22 protein-coding genes and 1 tRNA gene are annotated in these 24,454 nt (G+C 66.8%); 6 read left to right on the top strand and 17 right to left on the bottom strand.

Annotated elements, in window-relative coordinates:
• The first annotated feature begins 75 nt into the window (after positions 1-75).
• Positions 76-990 carry a LysR substrate-binding domain-containing protein gene (locus J5J86_RS15685; RefSeq protein ID WP_247657635.1) on the top strand — a complete coding sequence of 305 codons (915 nt, stop codon included), beginning with the start codon at positions 76-78 and terminating at the stop codon, positions 988-990.
• Between the two features lie 13 nt (positions 991-1,003).
• Here the strand turns inward: J5J86_RS15685 and J5J86_RS15690 are convergent, their stop codons facing one another.
• Positions 1,004-1,615, bottom strand: coding sequence for a 2-hydroxychromene-2-carboxylate isomerase (locus tag J5J86_RS15690; RefSeq protein WP_209099613.1), 612 nt, complete (start codon positions 1,613-1,615; stop codon positions 1,004-1,006).
• Between the two features lie 286 nt (positions 1,616-1,901).
• Here J5J86_RS15690 and J5J86_RS15695 point away from each other — a divergent pair, with 286 nt between their 5' ends.
• Entirely contained in the window at positions 1,902-2,855 is a 954-nt protein-coding gene (locus J5J86_RS15695; protein ID WP_247657636.1) for an alpha/beta hydrolase family protein, read from the top strand.
• Positions 2,856-2,891: 36 nt separating this feature from the next.
• On the opposite strand, the gene J5J86_RS15700 is transcribed toward J5J86_RS15695, so the two are convergent.
• The 12 genes from J5J86_RS15700 to J5J86_RS15755 all read right to left on the bottom strand — a co-directional run bounded on the left by J5J86_RS15700 (position 2,892) and on the right by J5J86_RS15755 (position 17,467).
• Complete coding sequence (locus J5J86_RS15700; protein ID WP_209099615.1) at positions 2,892-5,525, bottom strand: AAA family ATPase; 2,634 nt, start codon at positions 5,523-5,525, stop codon at positions 2,892-2,894.
• Positions 5,522-6,646, bottom strand: a complete 1,125-nt coding sequence (locus J5J86_RS15705; protein ID WP_209099617.1) for a metallophosphoesterase family protein — start codon at positions 6,644-6,646, stop codon at positions 5,522-5,524. The genes J5J86_RS15700 and J5J86_RS15705 overlap by 4 nt, the downstream gene beginning before the upstream one ends.
• A gap of 41 nt (positions 6,647-6,687) precedes the next feature.
• Positions 6,688-7,464, bottom strand: a complete 777-nt coding sequence (locus J5J86_RS15710) for a FadR/GntR family transcriptional regulator (RefSeq protein ID WP_209099619.1) — start codon at positions 7,462-7,464, stop codon at positions 6,688-6,690.
• A gap of 4 nt (positions 7,465-7,468) precedes the next feature.
• On the bottom strand, positions 7,469-8,950 hold the full coding sequence (locus J5J86_RS15715; protein ID WP_209099620.1) for a M81 family metallopeptidase: 1,482 nt from the start codon (positions 8,948-8,950) through the stop codon (positions 7,469-7,471).
• Positions 8,950-10,212: a Zn-dependent hydrolase gene (locus J5J86_RS15720; RefSeq protein ID WP_209099622.1), complete on the bottom strand. Its 1,263-nt coding sequence runs from the start codon at positions 10,210-10,212 to the stop codon at positions 8,950-8,952. Before J5J86_RS15720 ends, J5J86_RS15715 begins: the two co-directional genes overlap by 1 nt.
• 18 nt (positions 10,213-10,230) lie before the next feature.
• The gene (locus J5J86_RS15725; RefSeq protein WP_209099624.1) at positions 10,231-10,938 is read right to left on the bottom strand and encodes an ABC transporter ATP-binding protein; all 708 of its coding nucleotides are present in this window, start codon (positions 10,936-10,938) and stop codon (positions 10,231-10,233) included.
• Entirely contained in the window at positions 10,935-11,723 is a 789-nt protein-coding gene (locus tag J5J86_RS15730; RefSeq protein ID WP_209099626.1) for an ABC transporter ATP-binding protein, read from the bottom strand. The genes J5J86_RS15725 and J5J86_RS15730 overlap by 4 nt, the downstream gene beginning before the upstream one ends.
• Complete coding sequence (locus tag J5J86_RS15735; RefSeq protein ID WP_209099627.1) at positions 11,716-12,690, bottom strand: branched-chain amino acid ABC transporter permease; 975 nt, start codon at positions 12,688-12,690, stop codon at positions 11,716-11,718. Before J5J86_RS15735 ends, J5J86_RS15730 begins: the two co-directional genes overlap by 8 nt.
• Before the next feature lies 1 nt (position 12,691).
• Positions 12,692-13,546 carry a branched-chain amino acid ABC transporter permease gene (locus J5J86_RS15740; protein ID WP_209099628.1) on the bottom strand — a complete coding sequence of 285 codons (855 nt, stop codon included), beginning with the start codon at positions 13,544-13,546 and terminating at the stop codon, positions 12,692-12,694.
• A 175-nt stretch (positions 13,547-13,721) separates the two neighbouring features.
• Positions 13,722-14,867, bottom strand: coding sequence for an ABC transporter substrate-binding protein (locus J5J86_RS15745; protein WP_247657637.1), 1,146 nt, complete (start codon positions 14,865-14,867; stop codon positions 13,722-13,724).
• A 180-nt stretch (positions 14,868-15,047) separates the two neighbouring features.
• Entirely contained in the window at positions 15,048-15,599 is a 552-nt protein-coding gene (locus tag J5J86_RS15750) for a DUF305 domain-containing protein (protein ID WP_209099630.1), read from the bottom strand.
• 155 nt (positions 15,600-15,754) lie between these two features.
• Entirely contained in the window at positions 15,755-17,467 is a 1,713-nt protein-coding gene (locus J5J86_RS15755) for an IlvD/Edd family dehydratase (protein ID WP_209099631.1), read from the bottom strand.
• Positions 17,468-17,684: 217 nt separating this feature from the next.
• Here J5J86_RS15755 and J5J86_RS15760 point away from each other — a divergent pair, with 217 nt between their 5' ends.
• The 3 genes from J5J86_RS15760 to J5J86_RS15770 are packed head-to-tail and all read left to right on the top strand — an operon-like array spanning position 17,685 to position 20,147.
• Positions 17,685-18,380, top strand: coding sequence for a GntR family transcriptional regulator (locus J5J86_RS15760; protein WP_209099632.1), 696 nt, complete (start codon positions 17,685-17,687; stop codon positions 18,378-18,380).
• A gap of 40 nt (positions 18,381-18,420) precedes the next feature.
• Positions 18,421-19,206: an SDR family oxidoreductase gene (locus J5J86_RS15765; RefSeq protein ID WP_209099633.1), complete on the top strand. Its 786-nt coding sequence runs from the start codon at positions 18,421-18,423 to the stop codon at positions 19,204-19,206.
• A gap of 11 nt (positions 19,207-19,217) precedes the next feature.
• The gene (locus J5J86_RS15770) at positions 19,218-20,147 is read left to right on the top strand and encodes a dihydrodipicolinate synthase family protein (protein WP_209099635.1); all 930 of its coding nucleotides are present in this window, start codon (positions 19,218-19,220) and stop codon (positions 20,145-20,147) included.
• A 14-nt stretch (positions 20,148-20,161) separates the two neighbouring features.
• Here J5J86_RS15770 and J5J86_RS15775 read toward each other — a convergent pair whose 3' ends face one another.
• The 4 genes from J5J86_RS15775 to J5J86_RS15790 form a co-directional block, all read right to left on the bottom strand.
• On the bottom strand, positions 20,162-20,506 hold the full coding sequence (locus J5J86_RS15775; protein WP_209099637.1) for a TfoX/Sxy family protein: 345 nt from the start codon (positions 20,504-20,506) through the stop codon (positions 20,162-20,164).
• A 76-nt stretch (positions 20,507-20,582) separates the two neighbouring features.
• A complete protein-coding gene (locus J5J86_RS15780; RefSeq protein ID WP_209099639.1) occupies positions 20,583-21,380 on the bottom strand; it encodes an SDR family NAD(P)-dependent oxidoreductase in 798 nt (265 codons plus the stop codon).
• 11 nt (positions 21,381-21,391) lie between these two features.
• Positions 21,392-22,561: a zinc-dependent alcohol dehydrogenase gene (locus J5J86_RS15785; protein ID WP_209099641.1), complete on the bottom strand. Its 1,170-nt coding sequence runs from the start codon at positions 22,559-22,561 to the stop codon at positions 21,392-21,394.
• 324 nt (positions 22,562-22,885) lie between these two features.
• Positions 22,886-22,959, bottom strand: a tRNA-Gln gene (locus J5J86_RS15790).
• 214 nt (positions 22,960-23,173) lie between these two features.
• Between J5J86_RS15790 and J5J86_RS15795 the strand changes: the two genes are divergently transcribed.
• Positions 23,174-23,380, top strand: a complete 207-nt coding sequence (locus tag J5J86_RS15795; RefSeq protein ID WP_209099643.1) for a DUF1127 domain-containing protein — start codon at positions 23,174-23,176, stop codon at positions 23,378-23,380.
• The last annotated feature ends 1,074 nt before the right edge of the window (positions 23,381-24,454 follow it).

Below are 24,454 nucleotides of genomic sequence, written 5' to 3' on the forward strand. Positions count from 1 at the left end.
AGGGATAATCTGCAATCAATCGAGGTCCCGCCCCACGGCGGGGCTGGTATGGGCCGTAAGGGGTGGGAGCGGGGATTGGCCGGCAATATGCGACTGACGGTGCCCTTGAATGCACTGCGCGCCTTCGAGGCGGCCGCCCGGCATCTGTCCATCAAGGAGGCGGCGGCGGAGATCGGGGTGACGCCATCCGCCGTCAGCCACCAGTTGCGGATCCTCGAGGATATGCTCGGGGTGGAACTGATGCGGCGCACGGGGCCCCGGCTCGAACTGACCGAGGCGGGGCGGGCGCTGTCGCCGGACCTCACCGCAGGCTTTTCGCGCATCGTCTCCGCTGTGGGGGGGCTGACCGCCGAGCGGCGTGTCGGCCCCCTCCGGCTGTCCATGCTGCCGACCTTTGCCGTGCACTGGCTATCCCCGCGCCTTGCCGCCTATCCGTTCGCGCGCACCGGCTTCGAGCTGCTCATCACCACCTCGCAGGCGGTGGTGGACCTGAATGCCGGGGTCGCGGATGCGGCCGTCCGCCATGGGGCCGGGACATGGCCGGGCGTCGTCAGCGATCTCCTGTTCGAGGAAACTGTCGGTCTGCTGGGGCGGCCGCAACTGCGCGGGGGCAACAACGACCTGCGTTCAGTCATCGGGCGTTCCAACCTGTTCCTTTCGGAGCATCGTCGCGCGCATTTCGAGCAGTGGAATGCGACGTTGCCGGGTGGCCCCGTGTCACCGGCCGCCATCACCATGGTCGATTCCGTGGGCCTCGGCCTTCAGGCTGCCATTGATGGGGCAGGTGTGACCCTGGCGGGGGCGGAAATTGTGGAGTGCGATCTCGCCACCGGGCGGCTCGCCTTGCTGTTCGACCACCGCATTGCCGCGGGCGCCGGCTACTATCTCGTCTACCCGGAGGCTCTGGCCCGGGATCGGCGGGTGCGCAACCTGCGGGCCTGGCTGCTGGCACAGGTGGAGCGGGCAGGCGATCCCTGCGCCTGTCATTGAGGAAAGGGACGGGTCACCATCCCCCGGTTCGGATCCATTCCTCCATCATGGGCAGGCGGTCCCACCCCCAGAAGGGCTCGCCATCGACGAAGAAGAAGGGCGAGCCGAACACGCCGCTCGCCACCGCCTCCTCGGAGAACAGCCGGACCTTGTCCTTGATGCGCGGCTCGATTGCCGCCTCGGCCAATGCCGCGCCTGCGAGGCCAAGCCCGTCGGCAACACGGACAACATGCTCCATGTTGCCGCTGTCGATGCCTTGCGTGAAATAGGCCTTGAAGACCGCCTTCGCGAAGGTCCGAGCCACGGCGGCATCACGCTCTTCCAGAACGTAGAATACCCGCGTCGCGGCCAGGGCGACAGACGGGTGATGGGCAGGCAATTGGAAGTCCACGCCGGTCTTGCGCGCGATGCGCGCCCAATCCCTCCAGGCATAGTCCTTCTTCATCGGCGTGGAGGAGAGCCCCCGCACTCCCGTCACCTTGAACGCGGTACCGAGCAGGAATGGCCGCCATTGCACAGGGCGTCCGATGCGGGCCTCAAAGGCCTCCATCTCGAGCGCGGCAAAATAGGCATAGCCGGATGCGAAATCGAACCAGAAGGGGATGGGGGCGACGGATTGGGGCATCGGTGTCCTCGGATGGACGCGGCAGGGACAGTCTAGGGGGGCAGCCGCACCGGGGTGCCGCATCTGTTGTCCGGATGGGCGCCACCGCCCTGCAGGGACGCAACACATGGCGCGGAACCTGTTCTGGCATAAGGGCATGGCAGGCCTGGCGCAATTGAGAAAGCCTCAGCCGGCCGGGAGAGATGCTCATTCGACAGGAGCCTTCGTGCGCGGGAGGCTTTCGGCGATCCGAGCAATGGTGGCCCACATGCGCGTGATGGAAGGACATGGAGAACGCGGTTCGGCAATGGGCCGCCCGTTCCGCATCCGCACGCCCGACCGGATGACCATCGGTGGCTTTGTCTGGCGTCATCCTGCCGCCCGGGCGCAGCGCCCGGTGGTGGTGATTGCCGCGGCAACCGCGGTTCGCTGCCGTTACTATGCACGCTTCGCTGACCATCTGCATGCCAATGGCAGCGACGTGGTCACATTCGACTACCGGGGGATCGGAGAATCCCGCCCGGCCTCCTTGAGGGGAATGAAGGGGGATTGGGTGGACTGGGGCGAAAAGGACCTGGAGGCGGTCCTCCAGCATGTCCTGCAGGTCTTTCCCGGACAGCCGGTGGATGTGGTGGCTCATTCCATCGGCGGCTTTGCCATCGGCACCGCCCCGTCCGCGCGGCACGTGCGGCGGATCTTCACCGTCGGAGCCCAATATGCCTATTGGCGGGACTACGGCGCGGAGCAGCGGATGCGCATGGTGCTGAAATGGCACGTGGTGATGCCGGCAGTGACGCGTCTTTTCGGCTATTTCCCTGCAAAGCGGCTCGGCTGGATGGAGGACACCCCGGCCGGCGTCGTGCGGGACTGGAGCCGCATGTCGGCGCGATTCGAGGATACGGTCCGGCAAAACGTCTTCATCGGCGGCGAGCGGGAATCCGAGATGATCCGCCAGCGCTTCTCAAGGGTCCAGGCGCCGATTCTGGCCGTGGGCCTTCAGGATGACCCCCACGGCACGCAGCCGGCTCTCGACCGGCTTCTGGACTACTTCACCGCCAGTTGTCGGCTGCATCTGCGCATTGATCCGGTGGAGATCGGACAGGAGAAGATCGGGCACTTCGCCTTCTTTCACGATCGTTTCAAGGACAGCCTGTGGCCCACGGCTCTCCACTGGCTGCGGACCGGAACGCTGCTGCCGGACGGGCCAGGCCGCATCGTCCGCCGTTCCGCGCCGTGCCGGCCGCAACCCGTAGCCTGGTGAGCGCGGTGGCTGGCGAGAATGTTGCGTGAGCTGTCCTTACGCCACCGGTTGCCAGGGTTCCATGCGCAAAAGGGTGCCGCCGAGCTTGGCAAAGGCGCGCTGGCGGCAGGTGAAGACGATCACCTGCTGGTTGTTGGCCTGGTCGTGCAAGGCATCGAACATGCGTTCGATCCTGGCATCATCCGAATAGACCAGCGCGTCGTCGAGAATGACAGGCACAGCCTCCCCGCCATGGGACAGAAGCCGTGCGAAGGCGAGCCTGGTGAGAATGGCGAGCTGCTCGCGCATGCCTCCGCTCAGCACGTCGACCTTTTCGTCGAAGCCCTCCCGCCGCATGGAGCGCGGCAGCAGCGTGTTCTCGTCGAAGATGACGGTGGCATCGTCGAACAGCAGCCCCAGCAGGGGGCGCAATTCCCGTAACAGCGGAGCGAAATAATGGTCCCGCGCCGTGGTGCGTGCCTCTTCAAGGGCCGTGCGCAGCCGCGTCAGCACGGCGACTTCGCGGGCGAAGGCAGCCACCTTTCGCTCGGCCCCAGCAAGCTGTTCGCGAGTTTCTTCGAGTGCCTCCTCGACCGCGCCTTCCGACCGGGTCTGAATGCGCCCGTCGAGGGCGGCCGCCTGTTCCCGGGTCCGGTTGATCTCATCGCGGGCCGCAGCGGCGACCGAGCGCAGGCGGGTGTGTCGCGCTTCCAGAGCCGCCACATCGGGCGCGTCCCGGGATAGGTCTGCAATCCGGGTGTTCGCGGCCTCTAACGCCTGATTGGCCGCGGTGACCTCCGCTGCGAGGCGGTCCTCCCGCAGGACGCGCTCGGCTTCCGGGCCAAGGCTTTCGGACAGGCTCTCAAGGCTGGAGGACAACGTCGCGGCTCGCCGCACCGCCTCCACCACCGCCTCACCCGCCACATCCTGGCGCGCCTGCGCGGCGCGCGCCTCTTCCCGGCCCTTGCGGACCTCCGTCTCCAAAATCAGAAGGCGGGCCCGCACGCGCTCGGGGTCGTCCGTCAGCTCTGAAGCGCCGTGAGCCTTGGACTCCAACTGTGCGATCTGCTCGCGCAGAGCGGCAAATCCCTGCGGAGCGAGCAAGGCGAGCCGCTGGCGGGCGAGCTTCACATCTGCCTCCAGTTCGCGGCACTTGGCCTCGCGGCAGCGCGCGGCGGTCAGATCTTCCACCCCCAGTTCCGCCAGAAGCGCCCGGCGGCGGGCCTCTGCCTTCCGGTTCTCCTCGGCGCTCTCGGCGAGCGGGGGAAAGGACACTGTGAGGGTGCCCACCCCTTCGATCTCGATGCGCGTGGAGCCCACCAGGGGCCGCTCCTCGTGCTGGCCCAGAGAGACGCCGCCGATCCGAACGGCGCCATCGGCAGTGGCGAGATAGTCCATTCTCAGGAGGGGCGCGCGCGCCGTGGCGGCCGCCCTGAGGCCCACCAGGAGCGTCTCCAGCTTTTCAAGCTCGGCAAGCTGGCCCGCGGGAAGAGCCACGCTTTTCAGCGCCGCCTCTGCCCCCTCCAACTCCGCCCGCGCCGATTCCGCCTGGCGGAGTGCCGCATGGGCGCTGGCCAAGGCCTGGCGCGCCGCCTGGGCGGCGGCCGCACGCTCCAGAGCGGCCAGGAGGTCGCGCTGCGTCCGCTCCTGGGCTTCGGCTGCTGCAAGACGTGCTGCCCCGTGGTTGGCGTCCTCCACGGCCTGTCTCTGCCGCTCTCGCGCCTGATCCCGCAGATCGGCGGCCTGCGCCGCCTCGCGGCTCACCTGGGCGTGCCGAGTGAGGGTGTCACGGAAGCGGGCGAGGGCGCCCAGTGCCCCTTGCCGGCGGCTCTCGGCGGCCTCCGCCTCCATGCGGGCCGCCCGGAGTGCGTCTGCGCGGGCTTGCGCTTCGGCAAGGGCCGCTGCTGCGAGGGTCACGGCCTCTTCCCGTTCACGCACCAGGTCCGGGCTGTCGATCTCGGCGAGCCGGGCGCGCAAGGCGCGGCGGCGGTCGAGCGCGTCGCGCAGATCCGCCACTTCGGCAGCCTGATGCCGCTCCTGCTCGGCGAGGCGGTCTCTTGTCTTCAGCGCCCCGTCATAGGGGCTATTCGCCTTGGGCCGTCCCGTGCTTGCCGTGACGAGGCGTGAGAGTTCGGTGTCGCACGCCGCCAGCGCCAGGGTCATGCGGCGCCCGCCGGTGAGGGTTTCCACTTCGCCCTGCACGGAGGTGAGCACCGTCTCCCGCGCCCGCCGCTCCGTCTCCTCCTCCGACTTGACGCGCCGCTCGAGGCCAGTCGTCCCCTGGCGCACCCAGAGCAGCCCTGCAGGACCGCCGGCTCCATCATGGATGAGGCCGGCGATGAAGCGTTCCGCCTCGTCCGCCTGGGCGAGAAGGCGGCCACTGTCGCGCTCGTGCACTTGCGCGCGTTTCCCGGCGAGGAACTGCTTGCTCAGCCGAAAGGCGCCCGTGCGGGTGACGATGTCCGCTTCCACGAGCGGGCCGCCGCCACTATGGGGCCGCAGCGCCTGGACCGTGGAAGATGCGCTGGTGTGGGTCTGGAAGAAGAGGGCATGCAGGGCGTCGAAACAAGTGGACTTGCCCTGTTCATTGGCGGCGCAGAGGACGTTGACGCCATCGCCGATCCCTTCGATGCGCACGCCGGTATTGGCGAAGCGGCGCACATTGTGCAGGCGGAGCGCGGTGAGCTTCATGAAGGCAAGGCCGCGCAATAGGAGAAAAGCCGCATCAGCGCCTCCCGCGCCACGTCCCGGTCGGCGGGTGGGCGATCCGGGTCGCGGCTCTCGGCCAGCAGCCCATCCGCAGCCTGTCGCAGGGCGCCGGAGCGATCGATAAGGTCCAGATCCTCGCTCTCGCACGTGATGGCGAGCCGCTGGGTATCCAGTTCCAGTGCCGCAAATTCGGGCGCGGCAGCCGCGATGGACTGTTCCAGCAGAGCGCGCGCCTCCGGACGCGCGTGCCCCGTGGCGGCGATCCGCAGCAGCGTCTGCCGCCGCCCCGGTCCTTCGGGCAGGAGCCCCGCAAGGCTCATGGCGACATCATCCTCAGGCAGGCATTGGAGCGGGGCGGTGCGCCAGGTGAAGAGGCCGGTCTCCACCGGTTCGACGAGGGGCGGCGCGCCCGCGCCGGCGACAGTGACGCGCAGCGCACGCCCAGGGGCATCATGCTTGAAGCGGTCGGGTTCGGGCGTGCCGGAATACCATGTCCTGCCGCCGATACTGATCTGGCCATGCCAGTCGCCGAGCGCGAGATAGTCGAGCCCGGCTTGAGCGGCCCGGTCCGCCGCGATGACGTCGTCGGCGGTCCCATCTTCCGAAAAGGTCTGCACCGGACCATGGGCAAGGCCGATCCGCACGACACCTTCCGCTGTCGAGGCCTGGTTCATCCAGGCGGTCAGATCGCGGCCCGGGCGTCGGGTGGTGCAGGGGGCGGGCAGGAGCATGGCGCCGGGCGCGAACGCAAGCGGACTTGGGGTCAGGGCGAGCGTCACATTTGCGGGCGCCGCGCGGGCCGCGCCAGCCCAGAGCTCTTCCGCCACCAGCGAATCATGGTTGCCCGGCAGAAGGATCCAGCGCAGGTCCCCGTGATGGGCCATGACGGCCAGCGCCTGGCGCAGCACCGCCGGGCTTGGCGTCTCGGTGTCGAACACATCGCCCGCCAGTAGGATGACGGGCGCCCCGCCTTCGCGGGCGCGGGCAGCCAGCCGGTCCAGCACGGAATGGCGGGCCTCCCGCAGCCGTCCACGCACCTCTTCGGGCATGGAGCCATAGGGCTTGCCGAGATGCAGGTCCGCGCTGTGCAGAAATCGGATCATGCCTGTCTATAGCAGCAAGGCCGTCGCCTCGCACCGCAAGGTCAGAAGCGGCTGAGGAGATCCGAGCGAAAGGAAGCGTCCAGGCGCCGCATGAAGCCTTCGGCGCAGCACATATGCTCGTGCATGATCTGCCCCGCCTTCTGGGCGTCATTGGCCCTGAGGGCGGCCAGGAGCTGCTTGTGGCTGGCGATATTCTCGTCGCCGAACCGCTCGTGCTCGGTCATGCTGGAGGAACGGAAGCTCACCAGGTCCCGCAGCATCGCGTTCAGGAAGCGGCACATGAAGACGAGGATCACATTGTCGCAGGCCTCGCACAGGATGTCGTGAAACTCGGTCTCCGCACTGCGTACCACGGCGCGCGCCGCCTGCTGGTTGGCCTCCTCGCACAGCCGGATATTCTCTTCCAGCCGGGCATACTGGTCCTCGGTCAGCTTGCCGATGACGTTCTCGACCAGGATGACTTCCAGCACCTTGCGCAGCTCGTAAACGTGCTTGAAATCCACGGGCTGGAAGTGGAGGTACTGGCGCAACTGCTGCATCACGATATCGATGGACGAGCTCTGCACCTCCGGTCCGCCATTGGGGCCGGACACCATGCGCACGAGGCCTTCCACCTCAAGGGCTTTGAGCGCCTCGCGGATGGTGCCCTTGGAGCAGGCGTAGCGCTCCATCAAAGCGCGCTCATTGGGCAGGCGGTCTCCGGGCTGAAGGCTGTCGCGAGCGATCTGCCGGCGCATGTCTTCCGCCACCTGATCGGACAGCTTGATGCGCGGCAGTTTCCTGACATCCGATCCGGATGAAGTGCGCCCGCCGCTCATCTGCTCATGCTTCCCAATTCAGGTCCCCGTCGAGGGGATATATGGGGCGCTTGAGCTTTTTGAAAGCAAACAAACCATAGTCGGATGCGGTCACTCCGTTACCGGCACATTCCACCACCTGGGCGCACAGAGGCTCGAAGACCGGGCGGCAATACATGCGCGATTTCAGCATGAGGAAGCGCGCGGGCAAGGGATCGATGCCGAGGCAGGAGAACACCCCGAGGTCGAGCGGCTCGTGGGGTTGTTCGCAGACGACGATCATGGCCTGGTCGGTCTCGAACGCGGCGGCGCGGCCCATGGAAAGCACCTGGCCATTATAGATGGGGCCGGTCACCGTATAGGTTCCATCGCTCAGCGCCCGTACCCGCCCCTCCAGCCGCAAGGGCGGGCGAGGGGTGGGCAGGCCCTGCGCCGGAATCTTGTTGCCCAATTCCAGGGTGAGCACGGCGTCTGCACCCGCCGCGAACAGGGTCGCGATGGCCTCCCGGTCCGCAATGGGGCCGACGGCGATGCCGGTCTCTCCCGTGGCGAGCAGGGCCTCCAGCACATCCATGGAATCGCACGGGCCGCCGGAATTGCAGTTGTCGCTGTGGTCGAGAAGAAGAACCGGCTTGCCGTGCCCCGCCAAACCCCGCGCGCGCTTGATCGAGGCGGGCAGGGGCTCCTGGGCGTAGACGAAAGCCTCGCGCTTCTCCCAGGCGGCACGCCCGATCTCGTCGGCAACCGCGCGGGCAAGGTCCGGCGAGTTCGCCACTGTGACAACGGACACGCCGGTCTCGGCCAGGTCGGCGATGGGAAAGCCGCCGAACACGGTCACCGCCTGCACGCCCGGTCGCGTCTCTGCGGCACGGGCGAGATCGATGAGGTCGGCCATGGCGCCCGGCACGGTGGTGTTCATGCACAAGGTCGCGGCCAGCATGGGCGGGTGGCACAGTGCCATTGCGGGGCGCGGCGCGCCGTTCAGCAGCGGCTCCATCAGCCGCGCCACATGGGCGCCAGTCTCGACCATGTCCACATGGGGATAGGTCTTGAAGCCGACGATCACGTCGCACTGGTCCAGCAGGCGCTGGGTGATGTTGCCGTGCAGGTCCAGGGCGACGCCGATGGGCGTATGCGGCGCCGCACGCCGGACGCGGGCCACCAGTTCACCCTCCGCATCATCATGGCCGCGTGTGACCATGGCCCCGTGCAGGTCCAGCAGGATGCCGTCGCAGCCTTCCGCCACCGCCGCCAGGATGGCGTCCGCCATGGCATCAAAGATCGCGTTGTCGGCGGGGCCGGAAGGGTCCGCATGGGCGATCAGGGGCACGTTGATCTCGGCGCCGAGCTGGCGTGCAAAGGCTTCAAAGGCGCCGAGCGCCGTGGGGTGCCCCTGCGCCGCTGCCAGAGCCTCGGGACCCCAGAGCGGCCGGAAGGCGGACAGAGGCGTCGGGACCGGGGAGAAGGTGTTGGTCTCGTGATTGAGACGGGCCAGAACCAGGCGCATCAGGCGGCTCCCTGGGCCGGCTGGGCTGCGGCCGCGCGACGGTCATAGTCGAGGACGGCGCCGAGCAGCACCTGCGCGCCCGCATGGCACTGGTCCTTGGACGTGAATTCCGCCGGATTGTGGCTCAGGCCCTTTTCCGAGGGCACGAAGATCATGGTGGTGGGCGCCACCGCCGCCACATGGGCCGCATCGTGCCCCGCGCCGGAAATGATGTCGCGCATGGACAGCTCCGCCGCCTCCGCCGCGCGCCGCACGCTCGCGATGAGGTCTGGATGGAAGGCCACCGCCGGCACCCGCGAGATGGGGCGCAGATCGAAGGCGAGGTCGAGCTCGGCCACCACCTGCTCGATCAGCGCCGTCACCTCGGCTTCCAGGGGATCGAGCACGGCGTCATCATGGTGGCGCAGGTCGATGGTGGCGCGTACCCGGCTGGCGATGACGTTGTGGGAATTGGGCGTGATGTCCAGGAAGCCGATGCTGCCGACGGCGTCGGGATAGGTCTTCGCGATACGGTCGATGCCGTCGATGATGCGCGCCATGCCCAGCAGTGCATTGCGCCGCATGCCCATGGGCGTCGACCCGGTATGGGCGGCGGTGCCGTGCACCTCCAGGTCGAACCAGCGCATGCCCTGGACGCCCTGGACGACACCGATGGTGGCGCCCTCCGCCTCCAGGATTGGGCCCTGTTCAATATGCAACTCGAACATGGCGCCGATTTTGACGGACCCGGCCTTCTCCGCGCCCCGATAGCCGATGGCCTCCAGCGCGCTGGCGAAGGTCTCGCCGTTCACATCCTCCCGGCTGTCGCAATACTCGCGGCTATAGGCGCCGGCATAGCAGCCGGAGCCCAGCATGGCGGGGGCGTAGCGGGAGCCTTCCTCATTGGTCCAGTTGGCGATCATCAGGGGCGCTTCGGTGCGATAGTCCGCCTCATGCAGCGTGCGGACCACTTCGAGCGCGGCGAGGACGCCCAGCACGCCGTCGAACTTTCCGCCGGTGGGCTGGGTGTCCAGATGGCTACCCATGGCGATGGGGGCAAGGTCCGTGCGGCGGCCGGGGCGGGTGGCGAACATGTTGCCCACTTCGTCCACAGTTATGGTCATGCCGAGGCCCTGGCATTCGCGTGCGAACCAGTCGCGCACCGCCTTGTCCTCGACACTCAGCGTCAGCCGCGCGATGCCGCCATCTGGCGTGCCGCCCATGCGGGCGGTGTCCATCAGGCTCTCCCAGAGGCGGTCGCCGTTCACGTTCAGGTTGGACATTCTACTCTCGCTTCCCGCTCAGGCAGCCTTGACGCCCAGATAGCGGTCGATGATGGACGTATCAGTGCGGAAGTCCTGGGCGCTCGCCTCGTGCGCGATGCGCCCCAATTCGAGGATGTAGTGCCGGTCCGCCAATTGGCCGCAGACCGCCAGATTCTGCTCCACCAGGAGGATGGGCACGCCGGCGTCACGGATCTTGCGGATCTGGTCGACGATTTCCTCCACGATGATGGGGGCAAGGCCCTCCACGGGCTCGTCAAGCATCAGGACCTTTGGGCCGCCGAGCAGCGCGCGGGCAATGGACAGCATCTGCTGCTCGCCGCCGGACAGCTGGCCACCGCCATTGCGGGACCGCTCTTTCAGGCGCGGGAAGATGCGGTAGATGTCCGCCAGCCCCCAGCGGGCGCCCTTGCGCTGGGCGATGCGCAGGTTTTCCTCCACCGAGAGCAGATGGAAGATGCCGCGGTCCTCGGGCACCAGGGAAAGCCCCGCATTGGCGATCTTGTAGGCGGGCCGTCCGGTGACATCCAGGCCGCCGAGCTCCACCCGTCCCCGCTGAGGGGTGATGAGGCCGACGATGGATTTGAGCGTGGTGCTTTTGCCCGCCCCGTTGCGTCCCAGCAGCGTGACTATCTCGCCCTCGCGCACCTCCAGCGAGACGCCGTGCAGGATGTGGCTCTTGCCGTAGAAGGAATGGATCTCGTCGACCCTCAGGGCTGGTGTCATGCCATGTCCCCCGTGATCATGTTGCCGAGATAGGCGCGCTGCACTTCCGGATCCGCGCGGACCACGGCCGGAGGTCCCTCCACCAGCTTGCGCCCGAGGCGCATGACGGTGACGGTGTCGGAGATGTTCATGACGATCCCCATATTGTGCTCGATGAAGAGCACCGTATGGTCGCGGCCCAAATCCCGGATCAGCGCCTTCATGTCCTCGATGTCGTCGATGCCCATGCCGGAGGTGGGCTCGTCCAGCAGGATGAGCTTGGGACGGGCCGCCATGGCCATTCCCACCTCCAGCCTGCGTTGCTGGCCGTGGGAAAGCTCCCCTGCGAGACGGTCGGCAACTTTTGTGAGGGCGAGGCGCCCCAGCACATAGTCCACCGTCTCAAGCGCTTCCTTGTTGGCGTCCGCCCGGCCCCAGGGCAGCAAGGCGGGCCACGGGGTGCGGCCCTGGCTGGCGAGGCGCAGGTTTTCCTTCACTGCGAGGTTGGGAAAGAGGCTTGTGACCTGGAACGAGCGGGCGATGCCGGCACGCACGCGGTCATCATCGGAGGTGTCGGTAATGTCCCGGCCCTCCATCAGGATGCGCCCGGCGGAGGCGCGCACCCGGCCGGTGAGGGCGTGGAAGAGGGTGGTCTTGCCCGCTCCGTTGGGACCGATGATGGAGTGCACCGAATTCCTGCGGATGGTCAGGTCCACCTCGGCCAGGGCCACGAACTTGCCATAGGTGATGCCGAGGCCCCGGGTCTCAAGCGTGATGTCTGGCGCGGCTTTCGAGGTCTCAGACATGCCCGCCCTCCCGCGCGTCCTTGTCCGCCGCCTTGCGGCTCGTGAGGGCGGCGCTCGCCTTTTCCACGAGGCCCCACAGCCCCCGTTGCATGAACAGCGCCACCACGATGAGCGCGAGGCCCAGCAGCAGCAGCCAGCGCGGCCAGATGGTGGAGAGCGCATCGGCCATCAGCAGGAAGAAGCCCGCCCCCAGCACCGAGCCGAACAGGCTCGACGTGCCGCCGATGATGGTCATGATGAGGATCTGCTCGCTGGTGTGGTACTCGATGTTGGAGAGCGGCGCGACGCCGATCAGCATGGCGTGGAGGGCCCCGCCGAAGGCCGTCACCGCCCCGGAAATGGCGAAGGCCTGGGTCTTGAAGACCTTGGTGGGAAAGCCGATGGCGGCGGCGCGCGGCTCGTTCTCCCGGATGGCCAGCAAGGTCCGCCCGAAGGTGGATTGCGTGACGACCAGCAGGAGGCCGAACACCACCACGAAGCAGACGGCGACGAAGATGTAGTAGGCCCAGGGATCGTTCAGCACGCCGCCAATATTGGGGCGCGGCACGTCCAATATGCCGTTGTCGCCGCCGGTCAGGTCACTGAACGTATAGGCCAGGAAGTAGAAGAGCTGGGAAAAGGCCAGCGTGAGCATCACGAAATAGACGCCCTGCCGGCGGATCGACAACCAGCCAACTGCCGCCGCCACCACAGCTCCGATCACGGTGGCGCCCACGAGCACGACCGGCACCGCAAGGCCATAGCGCGTCAGGCCAACGCCGGCGAAATAGGTGCCGAGGCCAAAGAAGATGCCCTGGCCGAAGGACAGGAGCCCCGTATAGCCCAGCAGCAGATTGCAGGCGGCGACCACGATGGCGAAAATCAGCACCTCGCTCGCAAGGATGCCAGAGGACAGGCAGAAGGGCAGGGCGAGGGCCACCGCGACGGCGAGGCCGAATTGAATGAGAGGGCGGTCGACCACGTTCATCTCATGCCCTCCCCAGGAGACCACGAGGACGCAGGGCAATGACCAGCGCCATGGCCACATAGATCATCAGCCGCGCGCCTTCGGGCCACAGCGTCGTCATGAGGCTCTGGATGACGCCCACCAGGATGCCGGCCACCAAGGCACCCGTATAGCTGCCCATGCCGCCGATCACGACCACCACGAACGCGATGGCCAGTGCCTCGGCGCCCATGAAGGGCTCGACGCCGCGAATGGGCGCGGCAAGCGCTCCGGCCAGGCCCGCAAGCCCCGCGCCGAAGCCGAAGACCGCAGTGTTGATACGCAGTGTGTCGTACCCCAGCAAGGCCATGTTGGAATGGGATTCAGAACCCGCCCGCACGATGGCGCCAAGGCGCGTGCCTTCCAGCAGCCACCACAGCAGACCGGCCAGCACGGCGGTGAAGGCGATGGTGAAGAGGCGGTATTCGGGATAGACGAAATTGCCGAGGATCACGACGCCCTGCAGGCCATCGGGCGCCGGCACGCTGCCGCCGAGCGGTCCCCACAGGATGATCGTGACCTCCTGCACCACCAGCGCCAGACCCACCGTCACCAGGATGTGGAAGGAGTGGGGGAGGTTGTAGATGCGCCGCAGGAGCAGCACCTCGACGAGCGCGGCAAGCCCCGCGACGATGAGCGTCGCGATGGGCATGGCGAGCCAGAAATCGAAGCCGCGCGAGACCAGGTCGTAGGTGAGATAGGCTCCCAGCAAGTAGAAGGCGCCGTGGGCAAAATTGACGAACTGGAGCAGCCCGAAAATGACGCTCAATCCCACTGCCAGCAGGAAGTAGAGCATCCCGAGGCCGACGCCGTTCAGGATCTGGAACAGATAGATCAAGCGACACTCCCTATCGCCAGGGACAGCCCACCGCGCCGCGCGCCCTCAGCCGGCCGGCGTCGGCGCGGCCTCTGGAGCCACCGCCATCGGCCGCGCCGGGAGGACGCGGATGCGGAGCGAACCCGCCAGGGGGCGGGTCACGTGTCTTCGACGGGCGCACCCGTACCGACAGTCCTCAGGCGGGCATCTTGCAGCCGGCCTGCTCGGGCGACAGGAAGGACTTGCCGGAGCTGAGGATCTCGGCGAAGTCGTCCTTGTCCTTCATGGCGCTCTTCGCCTTGCCCTTCAGCAGGTAATAGTCCTTGATCACCTGGTGATCCGCGGCGCGGATTTCCTCGCGTCCGGTCGGGCCTTCATAGCTCAGCCCCTCCAGCGCCTTGGCGACCGCCGGGCCATCGGTGGAACCTGCCTTCACGGCGCCATCCAGCAGCAGCTTCGAGCAGATGTAAGAGCCCACGAACGAGTAGTTCGGGCTGGAACCATACTTTTCACGCACCTTGGGAACGATGTCGCGATTGAAGGGCGTGTCCGCCGTGTGCCAATACTGGGCACCGAAATAGATGCCCTCGCACACATCCGCGCCCAGCGCCTCGAACTGCTCGAGGCCCGACGCCCAAGCGACCAGGATGGCCATGCGCTTCTTCATGCCGAAGCTGATGGCTTGGCGCAGCGTATCGGAGGACTGTGAGCCGAAGTTCAAAAGAAGGAGAACGTCCGGCTGGGCCGCCATGGCATTGGTGAGATAGCCTGAGAATTCCTTGTCCGTCAGCGAGTGGTAGCTGTTGCCCACATGCTGGATGCCCTTCTCGGCGAAGATATCCTTGGCCGCCTTGAGAAGACCCTCGCCGAAGACATATTGGGGCGTGATCGTGTACCACTTCTTGGCATTGGGCAGCAGGTTGATGAGCGGCCGCACGGTCTGGTTGATGGCGCCATAGGTGGGCACGGACCAGCGGAAGGTGGCGCGGTTGCAGTCGACGCCGGTGATCTCGTCGGCGCCCGCGGTGGTCATGAAGACGCCTTGGCCGCGGTCCACTTCCTTGCCCATGGCGAGGGACTCGGAGGACAGGATGCCACCGGCGAACAGCTTCACGCCATTCTGCGCCATGGCGTCCTGAACCTTGCGTACGGCGACCGCCGGCTTGCCCTCGGTGTCGAGATCGAGCGTGGAGACCTGCTTGCCGCTGGCCTTCGACACCACCTCGGCCGCCATCTGCGCGCCCATGGTGGCGTATTTGCCGTTGGCCGCATAGGCGCCCGAGATCGGGACGGGGACGCCGATGCGCAGCCCGTCATCGGCCGCGAGGACGCGGCGCGACAATCCAGGAGCCGCAACCGCTGCCGCCGCCAGACCCGTGGTTACAAGGAATTGCCTGCGATCCATCTCAAGTCCCTCTCTTCAAAGGTTCATTCTTCTATTCATCATATTTATGCGTATAGATCGGATCGAGGCAAGCGCATTCTGGCCCGGATCCCGCCTGCAGGCTGACGCTGACCTGCCTCAGGGCCAGCGGTTCGAAACCGATCCGTTGCCGCCGTCTGGGGGCTGCGGCGCAGGTGCGCCAAGCGAGCGATAGGAGGGTAGATCCGGGGCATCAGCGGGCACCGCGTTTGCCTCCAGGCGGGCGATGTGGCCCTTCATCTCGGCAATCTCGCGCACCTGTGCTTCGATGATGCGGTCTGCGAGGAGGCGGACCTGTGGGTCGCGAATATGGGCTCGTTCGCTGGTCATGATGGCGATGGAATGATGAGGGATCATGGCCCGCATGTAGCTGAGGTCCCCAACGGTTGCCTGCGACCGAACGAGAGCGAGGGCGCCCGCGAAGACCAACGCAGAAACAAGCAGGATCGCGAAGTTCGCCACCCTGTTTTTGTACATGTTCCACATGAAGGCCATCATGATCGCCGCCATGGCGGCGCCCATCACCAGGGCCATCCACATGCGGGTCTGGCTGAAGTCGATGTGCTCCAGAGCGTAAGTGTTCAGGTACATCAATCCGAACATCACCAGAGTGGATGTCAGGGTCATCGCGGCGAAGCGGGGGTAGCTCATGGGCGGTCTCCTTCGAGGAAGACAACCCGCCGTGGCCGGACATGTTTCTTTCTGGAGGATCTGACATCCTCCCAAGCCTCAAGCGGAGTTCGACCTGCAACGCAGGAAGAGCATCGGCGGCGTCCGGGCGGGTCCAGAACAGTGCACCTGTCTCGTCACGTTCTGGCGCCGGGATGGCGCACCAGGAAGTCGAAGTCGCAGCCCTCGTCGGCCTGGAGCACGCTCTGCTGGAACAGGCGGGCATAGCCCCGCTCGGGCAAAGCGGGCGGCGCCAACAGGGCAAGGTCCGCGCGGCGGCGTTCCAGTTCCTCCTCCGCCACCAGAAGGTCGATGTGCCGCCTCGCCACGTCGAGTTGGATCATGTCCCCGCTGCGCACAAGGGACAGAGGACCGCCAATGGCCGATTCAGGCGTGATGTGCAGCACGATGGTGCCGAAGGCGGTGCCGCTCATGCGTGCGTCCGAAATGCGCACCATGTCCTTCACACCTTGCCGTCCCAGCTTCTTCGGGATGGGCAGATAGCCTGCCTCGGGCATGCCCGGGGCGCCCTTGGGGCCGGTATTGCGCAGGACGAGGACATCGTCCGCGTTCACATCGAGATCGGGATCGTCGATGCGGGCGGCCATGTCCACCACCGATTCGAACACCACCGCCCTGCCCGTATGCTGGAGCAGCCGCTCGCTGGCTGCCGCCTGCTTCAGGATGGCGCCTCCGGGCGCGAGGTTCCCCCGCAGCACCACCATGGAGCCTTCCCGCTTGATGGGGGCGGAGCGATCGCGGATGACATCCTGGCCGGGCACGTCCTCCGCCTTGGTGATCACGTCCCGCAACGTGCCGCCGGCCACGGTCGCGGTGTCGAGATCGACCAGTTCCCCCAGTTGCTTCAAGAGCTTGGGGACACCACCTGCATGGTGGAAATGCTCCATGTAATGTGCGCCGGAGGGCTTCAGATCCACCAGCACCGGAACATTGCGGCCGATCTCGTCCAGCGTCTCCAGCGACAGGGCATGGGGTGTGCGGTTGGCGATGGCGCAGAGATGGATGATGCCGTTGGTGGAGCCGCCAATGGCCTGCATCACCACCATGGCGTTGCGGAAGGCCGCAGGTGTGAGAAGGTCGCTCGGACGTGGGCCACCCTCCACCGCAAGCCGCGCGGCCACTTTGCCACTCGCCTCGGCAAGGCGCACGCGCTCCGCATGGGGAGCGGGAATGGTGGCGCTCATGGGCAAGGACAAACCCAGAGTCTCGGTGATGCAGGCCATGGTGCTGGCCGTGCCCATCACCATGCAGGTGCCCACGGACGGGGCGAGGCGACCATTGACGGTGTCGATCTCTTCTTCGTCGATCTCCCCCGCACGATGGGCGCTCCAGAGACGCCGGCAATCGGTGCAGGCGCCCAGCACCTCGCCGCGATGATGGCCCACGACCATAGGCCCCACGGGGACGACCACCGTGGGCAGATCCACGCTCGCCGCCGCCATGATTTGCGCCGGCAAGGTCTTATCGCAGCCGCCGATCACCACGACCGCGTCCATGGGCTGGGCGCGGATCATCTCCTCCGTGTCCATGGCCATGAGGTTGCGCAGGAACATGGAGGTGGGGTGGGCGAAGCTCTCATGGATAGAGATGGTGGGAAACACCATGGGCATGCCGCCCGAAAGCATCACGCCGCGCTTCACTGCCTCGGTGAGTTGGGGTGCGTTGCCGTGGCAGGGATTGTAGTCGCTATAGGTGTTGGTGATGCCGACGATGGGGCGGTCGAGGGCGTCGTCCGAATAGCCCATGGCCTTAATGAAGGCCTTGCGCAGAAACAGCGCGAAGCCGTCGTCGCCGTAACTCGTCAAGCCTTTTCGCAGTCCCCGGGCCATCCGCGCCGTCCTTGTGCCGATCCCCGTCGACCTGGATGGGGACAATCCGCGCACTCGGAAAAATTGTCAATAAAAGGGGTGGATTTCCCTATTTCAAGGTTCAGTGGGGGCGTTTTCGGATTCATTATTGACAATATGCAGGCCGCCGCACAGTCTCGCCCGCAAATCTACGGCAGTGCCGGCTGTTGGGTTTCAAGACGCGCAACGGATCTGCTCCATGAGCGAACCCTCCCTTTCTCCCGCGCGGGCAGACGAGCAGGCGGAGGTTCTGCGTAGCCTGGAGGACGACATCATCTTCGGCCGCTTCGCGCCGGGGGCGCGTCTCGTCGAGGATCATCTGATGGCCCGCTACGGCGCCTCGCGTCATTACATCCGCCAAGCTCTGGTGCAGTTGGAACGCACGGGTGTCGTGCGGCGCGAGAAGAATGTGGGGGCGACGGTCTGCTCCTATTCGGCGCAGGAGGTGGCCCAGATCTATCAGGTGCGCGAGATGCTCACCCGCCAGGCGGTGCTCGCCATTCCCTTGCCTGCGCCGGCGGATTTCATCGCCCGCCTCACGGCCATCCAGGCCGACTATTGCCGCCATGGGGATGTCGGCGCGCTGAGGGCCATCCACGAAACCAACGATCTGTTCCACCTCACCCTGTTCTCCGGCTGCGGAAACCCGTATCTGGTGCGCACCCTGCAGGATTATATGGGATTGACCCTGCCCATGCGCGCCAAGAACCTCGCCGACCGGGAAGGGCTGGAACTCTCCCGCCGCCAGCATGACATCATGATCGAGCTGCTGCAGGGGACGGACCGCTGGGCGCTGGCGCAGTTGTGCGTCGACCACATGCAATACAGCAAGGCGGATTACCTGGAGCGCACGGCGAACGGCCCCGCCAAGGGCCCGCTCCGGCTCGCCGATTGAGGCGAGGCGCCGCGCACTCTCTTCACGAAGGACGTGTCTCATGGATCTCGGATTGAACGGCAAAGTGGCGCTGGTGCACGGCGCCGGTGGCGGCCTGGGCGGCGCCATGGCGAAGGCGCTGGCGGCGGAGGGCGCGCGGGTCGCGGTGGCCGGCCGCACGCTGGCCAATGTGGAGCGCACGGTCGAGGCCATCCGCGAGGCGGGCGGCACCGCGCACGCGCTCCAGTGGGATCTCGCCGATCTTTCCGTCATCGAGGCGCATTTCACGACCATTGAGGAGAAGCTCGGGCCAGTGGATGTGCTGGTCAACAATACCGGCGGCCCGCCGCCCACCACCGCCGCCGGCCAGTCGCCGGACCTGTGGGCCAAGAGCTTCCAGCAGATGGTGCTCTCCGTCATTGCCATCACCGACCGCGCCCTGCCGGGCATGCGGGCCCGTAAGTGGGGGCGCATCATCACCTCCACCTCGTCCGGCGTGGTGTCTCCCATTCCCAATCTCGGCATTTCCAACGCGCTGCGCCTGTCGCTGGTGGGCTGGTCGAAGACGCTCGCCCGCGAAGTGGCGCGCGACGGCGTGACCGCCAATATCGTGCTGCCGGGCCGCATCGCCACCGACCGCATCACCTTCCTGGACGAGCAGAAGGCCAAGCGCGAGGGCCGCGCGGTGGAAGAGGTGGCGGCGGAGAGCAATGCCGCCATTCCCATGGGCCGGTATGGCGACCCCACCGAATATGGCGACGTGGTCGCGTTCCTCGCCAGCACCCGCGCCTCGTATCTCACCGGCTCCGTCATCCGCGTGGATGGCGGGCTGATCGCCAGCATCTGAAGGTGACTGCAATGGCTCTGACCGCCGAGGCCGCCGGCCTCTTCCCCATCGCCCCGACGCCCTTCCTGCCCGATGGGCGCATCGACGTGGCCTCCGTCGATACGCTCATGGAGCGCTACATGGCTGCCGGCGCTACCGGCGTGACCGTGCTCGGCATCATGGGCGAGGCGCCGAAGCTGGAGCCGGACGAGTCCCTCGACATCGCCTCCCGCTTCGTGACGGGAATGGCCGGCCTGCCAGTGATTGTCGGCGTCTCCGCCCCCGGCTTTGCCGCCATGCGCTCGCTGGCCCGTGCGGTCATGGACAAGGGCGCAGCCGGCGTGATGATCGCGCCCGTCCCTTCGCTGCGCACCGACGACCAGATCCTCACCTATTATCGTCAGGCCATCGAGGCCATCGGCGATGACATCCCCTTCGTGATCCAGGATTATCCACTCACCCTCTCGGTGCAGATGACGCCGAAGGTGATCCGCCAGATCGTTCAGGATCATCCCTCCTGCGTGATGCTGAAGCACGAGGACTGGCCCGGCCTCGACAAGATCTCCACCTTGCGTGGCTTCCAGAAGGACGGGTCCATGCGGCCCATTTCCATTCTCACCGGCAATGGCGGGCTGTTCCTGGATTTCGAGATGGAGCGTGGCGCCGACGGCGCCATGACCGGCTATGCCTTCCCGGAGATGCTGGCGGATGTGGTCCGCCTCCAGAAGGAAGGCGAGCGGGAGGCGGCGCACGATCTGTTCGACGCCCATTTGCCGCTGCTGCGCTACGAGCAGCAGCAGGGGGTCGGCCTCGCGGTGCGCAAATATGTGATGATGCGGCGCGGCTTTATCGCCTCCGACGCCCAGCGCAAGCCCGGCGGCACGCTGAATGCCGCCGCCCGCGCAGAGGTGGATTTCCTGCTGGAGCGTCTGGCCCACAAGGATGCCCGCGCCCGGCTCTGACAGGGCAGGGCAGCTCATCGCCGCCCCGCCTCCTTGGGCGGGAGCGACCGCACGAAAGACAGCGCGGCGACCATCAGCCGCCGCGCGAAACCCTCGTCCGCGAAGGCATCGGGCGCCACGCGGATCCAGCCCGACATGGGCCGGCCCTGCATGACCATGGGCTCCACGCCCTCGGCCTCCAGCGCCCAGGCATCATTGCCCTTGCCGAGGCGCAGCAGCACGCCATCGGTACGCGCCCCGCATAGGAGATTGCCGTCGACGAGCCAGGCCCAGCCGCCGAACATGGGCCCTTGCGTGAGCCCGGCCTCACCCGCGACGAGGTCCCTCACCACCTCTTCCAGCCCCCTGTCCCGCGCCATGATCGCCCCCCTTCGCTCCGCTCCCTCCATGGTGGCTCAGTCGCGGCAGCGTTTCACCGGGTTTCTGACCGGACCCTCAATCGCGGCCGGAACCGGGCTCGGCCATCTTGCGATGCTGCTCGGCGAGCGTGCCGGCGGGTGTGACATTGGCCAGGGCCGCCTGCACCCGGTTTTTCCAACCCGCCACCACGTCGCCCTCGCCCGACATCATGGCGTCGAAGCCGGCGCGGGCCACATCCTGCGGGCGGTCCTTCTTGTCCTGGCCGACCTTGGTGTCCATGAGGTCCGCCCGCTGGAAGAACTCGGTCTGGGTTGGCCCGGGCATCAGGCAGGTGACGGTGACGCCGCTGTCCTTCAGCTCATTGCGCAAGGCCCAGGAGAAGGAGTCGATGAAGGCTTTGGTGCCATTATAGACCGCCTGGAAGGCGCCGGGCATGAAGCCGGCGATGGAGCCGGTGATGAGGATGCGGCCGAAGCCCTGCGCCCGCATGCCATTGCCGAGGCGGTGGAGCAGATGGAGCGTGCCGGTGACGTTGGTGTCGACCACATGCCGGGCGTCTTTAAAATCCTGGTCCAGAAAGGCCTTGCCGAGGCCATGGCCGGCATTGGCGCACAGGATGCCCACGGGCTGGCCGGTCCGCTCCACTTCGGCACAGAGCCGGTCGACGCCCTGCGTCGTGGACAGGTCCAACTGCAGGGCGTGGACGGTCACACCGGTTCCCTTGAGCGCGCCGGCCGCGCTCTCGATCCCCGGCTCGTCGGCGGCGATGACGAGATCATGGCCATGGGCGGCGCACAGTTGGGCGAGCTCATAGCCGATGCCGGAGGAAGCGCCCGTCACAACGGCGAGGGTCGGGCTGCGGGAGTGAGCCATCAACAATCCTTTCAGGGCTTGAGCACGACCTTGATGCAGCCGTCCTCCTTGTCGCGGAAGGTGCGGTAGAGGTCGGGGCCATCTTCGAGCTTCGCCTCATGGGTGATGACGAAGGAGGGGTCGAACGTGCCGTCTTCGATCAGCTTCAGGAGGCGCGGCAGATAGCGCTGCACCGGCGTCTGGGCCATGCGGAAGGTCAGCCCCCGATTGATGGCGGAGCCCATGGGGATCTTGTCCAGGAAGCCGCCATAGACGCCGAGAATGGAGACCACGCCGAAGTTCCGGCAGCACTGGATGGCCTGGCGCAGCACATGGGGCCGGTCGGTGCCCATGAAGGTGGCCACCTTGATCCGGTCGATGCGGGCATAGAGGGAGGAGGAAGGATCCGCCTCCGTGCCCACCGCGTCGATGCAGGCATCCGCGCCGCGCCCCTTGGTGAGCTCGCGGATGCGCTCGTAAATGTCCTCTTCCAGGAAATCGAGGGTTTCCGCGCCGCCGTCGCGCGCCAAGGCGAGGCGTTCGGGCACCGTATCGATGGCGATCACGCGCTCCGCGCCGAGCAGGAAGGCGCTGCGGATGGCCATCTGGCCCACCGGGCCGCAACCCCAGATGGCGATGGTCTCCCCGCCTTTGATGTCGCAGAATTCCGCGCCCATATAGCCGGTGGGGAAGATGTCAGAGAGGAACAGCACCTGCTCGTCGGTGAGCCCCTCCGGCACCTTGATGGGCCCGGAATCGGCGAAGGGCACGCGCAGATATTCCGCCTGCCCGCCCGAATATCCGCCCAGCATGTGTGAGTAGCCGAAGAGCCCTGCGGGCGAATAGCCCCAAATCTCCTCGGCCATCTGATGGTTGGGATTGGAGCGCTCGCAGCCCGAATAGAAGCCGCGCTGGCAGAAGAAGCACTGGCCGCAGGCGATGGTGAAGGGCACCACAACGCGGTCGCCCACCTTCAGCGCGCTGTTGTCCTTGCCCACCTCCACCACTTCGCCCATGGTCTCGTGGCCGAGCACGTCGCCATGCTCCATGGAGGGGATGACGCCATCATAGATGTGCACGTCCGAGCCGCAGATGGCGCAGGCTGTGACCTTGATGATGGCGTCGCGCGCATCTTCAATGCGCGGGTCGGGCACCTGCTCGCAGCGTATGTCGCCCTTGCCGTGAAAGGTCAGCGCCTTCATGTGCGTCTCCGGAGCTTGGCGGTCGTCCCCCGCTCCGAAAAGGCCCGTGCGGCGCGGGCGGGGATGCTCCAGGAACAGCCCGCCGGTCCGCTTGTTCCTCCAGCCGCGCTTGATGATTGTCCACCACCGCCAAGGCGCGGTTAGGGGGAAACGGGACCGCCGCGCGCTGCTGGACGAGGGCGGCGCCGGCGCGTGACCGATCTCACGGCGATCCGCGCGTGCGAAGCCGGCCCGCGAGCCGAGACGTGCCAGAGGGCAAAGCGGTCGGCCGAAGTGCCACTGCGTTTCCGCCTGTGCGGCGGTAAATTTTATAATGAAATCAAGTGGCTGGGGGACCTGGATTCGAACCAGGATTAACGGAGTCAGAGTCCGCGGTTCTACCGTTGAACTATCCCCCAACGGTGCGCTGCAGGGCGGGTTTGGTCCGCGCGCTGGAAGCGAGGCGCTCCTATACGCAATTCGCTGCGGCGGGTCCAGAGGGGCCGTGAACTTTTCCACACGCGGCGAGGTTGGTCTCCTGGTATACGGCATCCGCAATGGTGCCATGCACAATCTGTCATGTTGCAATGCACTATGTTCCCCTATGTTAGGGGTCAGTTGATGGAGGCAAACATGACCACGATGACCGCACACCACCACGGCACCGAGCGTCACTTCGGCCGGTTCGGTGCGATCGTGTCCGACTTCGTCGCCGCAGTGCGCGAGGCGCGCGAGATGAACGCGCGTTACGAGCACCTGACCCGCCTGTCGAACACTGAACTCTCTCGCCTGGGTCTGTCCCGCGAGGAGATCCCCCAGGCGGTCGTGAACGGCCGCTGAGGCGGTTTCACACCTGAAGGATTTGAGGCGGGCTGCGTTTCTCGTGCTCGCTTCCGGGGGCTGACCCTCAGGGCCGGCCCCCGCTCTTCCCCCGTCCAGATCTTCGCGCCTGACTGCGGGCGGTCTGGCGGTCTTTGATTGGCGTGCGCCCCTTTTGGGTCCTGCCGGGTACACAGAGCTTCGCCGGCGGCTTTGCCCGCACCCGCTTTGCGGTGCACGGCACGCATCAGCGCGGGCCCCCTCGTGCATCGGCGACACGCGAGCGCGCGGCGTCGGTCCGGGTTGGTCTTTTCTCTTCCGCTCTCTTCTCCGCCTGCCACCTCCCCTTTCGTGCCAGGCGGTGTCCGCACGTGTGGGGCCTGTGCCGCGCCTTCGGTGTGCGGCATGGGAGCTGTGGCGCCTGCAGGTCCCCGTCGACGAGATCGCGCGGATCAGAGCGATCTGGGGCGTGGGAGCGTCTGTGCGGCGCCGCATCCTGGTGTGGCTCTCCATGCCGCGTCTCATGCGCCTCGCCTTCCGTCCTGTGGTGCCGCTGCGGCCTTCGCGCCGCGCATCTGACCGGGGAGTGCTCCCGCCCCGTTCCGACTCTGCTTGCCGGCCTCGTGCTGCGGCGAGGGGGCAGTGGAATTGCGGGACCATCGGCGCGAAGCGTGAGTGAGAGCAGGGCCCTCCGTCCGCCCTGGCAACCTTGTGCGCCCGCAGCGTGCCGGCTTTGATGTCCCCACATCGTCACCTCGTCGTTCCAGGTCTCTCCGCGCTTCCGTTTGCGCCTTGCCCCCGCCTTTCCTCCCATCTCCCTTCGCTGCCCCCTCCCCCGACTGCCCCCTCCCTATCCCTCCCCCGCTTTGCGGGAGAGGGGACTTTGGTGCGATTGGTCCGAGCGGTGGCTCTGATCGCCATCGGCGCCCTTCATCTCGACCTCTCCCCCCGGCGTGACAGGCCCCCTCTCCCGCAAAGCGGGGGAGGGCAGGGGAGGGGGCAAAGGCGCGACGGCAACAGCCTGCGCGCCCCTGTGACGCCCCCAGCACCAACATCCCCGCCAAAGGCAGGGGTGGAGGGATGCGGGAGCGGCCG

Origin of the sequence: Aquabacter sp. L1I39, assembly GCF_017742835.1 — a bacterium.
GTDB lineage: Bacteria > Pseudomonadota > Alphaproteobacteria > Rhizobiales > Xanthobacteraceae > L1I39.

Coding starts and splice junctions, on each gene's coding strand:
- J5J86_RS15690 (WP_209099613.1), bottom strand. CDS start 1,615: ATGCCCCAATCCGTCGCCCCCATCCCCTTCTGGTTCGATTTCGCATCC.
- J5J86_RS15695 (WP_247657636.1), top strand. CDS start 1,902: ATGGGCCGCCCGTTCCGCATCCGCACGCCCGACCGGATGACCATCGGT.
- J5J86_RS15700 (WP_209099615.1), bottom strand. CDS start 5,525: ATGAAGCTCACCGCGCTCCGCCTGCACAATGTGCGCCGCTTCGCCAAT.
- J5J86_RS15705 (WP_209099617.1), bottom strand. CDS start 6,646: ATGATCCGATTTCTGCACAGCGCGGACCTGCATCTCGGCAAGCCCTAT.
- J5J86_RS15710 (WP_209099619.1), bottom strand. CDS start 7,464: ATGAGCGGCGGGCGCACTTCATCCGGATCGGATGTCAGGAAACTGCCG.
- J5J86_RS15715 (WP_209099620.1), bottom strand. CDS start 8,950: ATGCGCCTGGTTCTGGCCCGTCTCAATCACGAGACCAACACCTTCTCC.
- J5J86_RS15720 (WP_209099622.1), bottom strand. CDS start 10,212: ATGTCCAACCTGAACGTGAACGGCGACCGCCTCTGGGAGAGCCTGATG.
- J5J86_RS15725 (WP_209099624.1), bottom strand. CDS start 10,938: ATGACACCAGCCCTGAGGGTCGACGAGATCCATTCCTTCTACGGCAAG.
- J5J86_RS15730 (WP_209099626.1), bottom strand. CDS start 11,723: ATGTCTGAGACCTCGAAAGCCGCGCCAGACATCACGCTTGAGACCCGG.
- J5J86_RS15735 (WP_209099627.1), bottom strand. CDS start 12,690: ATGAACGTGGTCGACCGCCCTCTCATTCAATTCGGCCTCGCCGTCGCG.
- J5J86_RS15750 (WP_209099630.1), bottom strand. CDS start 15,599: ATGAGCTACCCCCGCTTCGCCGCGATGACCCTGACATCCACTCTGGTG.
- J5J86_RS15755 (WP_209099631.1), bottom strand. CDS start 17,467: ATGGCCCGGGGACTGCGAAAAGGCTTGACGAGTTACGGCGACGACGGC.
- J5J86_RS15760 (WP_209099632.1), top strand. CDS start 17,685: ATGAGCGAACCCTCCCTTTCTCCCGCGCGGGCAGACGAGCAGGCGGAG.
- J5J86_RS15765 (WP_209099633.1), top strand. CDS start 18,421: ATGGATCTCGGATTGAACGGCAAAGTGGCGCTGGTGCACGGCGCCGGT.
- J5J86_RS15770 (WP_209099635.1), top strand. CDS start 19,218: ATGGCTCTGACCGCCGAGGCCGCCGGCCTCTTCCCCATCGCCCCGACG.
- J5J86_RS15775 (WP_209099637.1), bottom strand. CDS start 20,506: ATGGCGCGGGACAGGGGGCTGGAAGAGGTGGTGAGGGACCTCGTCGCG.
- J5J86_RS15780 (WP_209099639.1), bottom strand. CDS start 21,380: ATGGCTCACTCCCGCAGCCCGACCCTCGCCGTTGTGACGGGCGCTTCC.
- J5J86_RS15785 (WP_209099641.1), bottom strand. CDS start 22,561: ATGAAGGCGCTGACCTTTCACGGCAAGGGCGACATACGCTGCGAGCAG.
- J5J86_RS15795 (WP_209099643.1), top strand. CDS start 23,174: ATGACCACGATGACCGCACACCACCACGGCACCGAGCGTCACTTCGGC.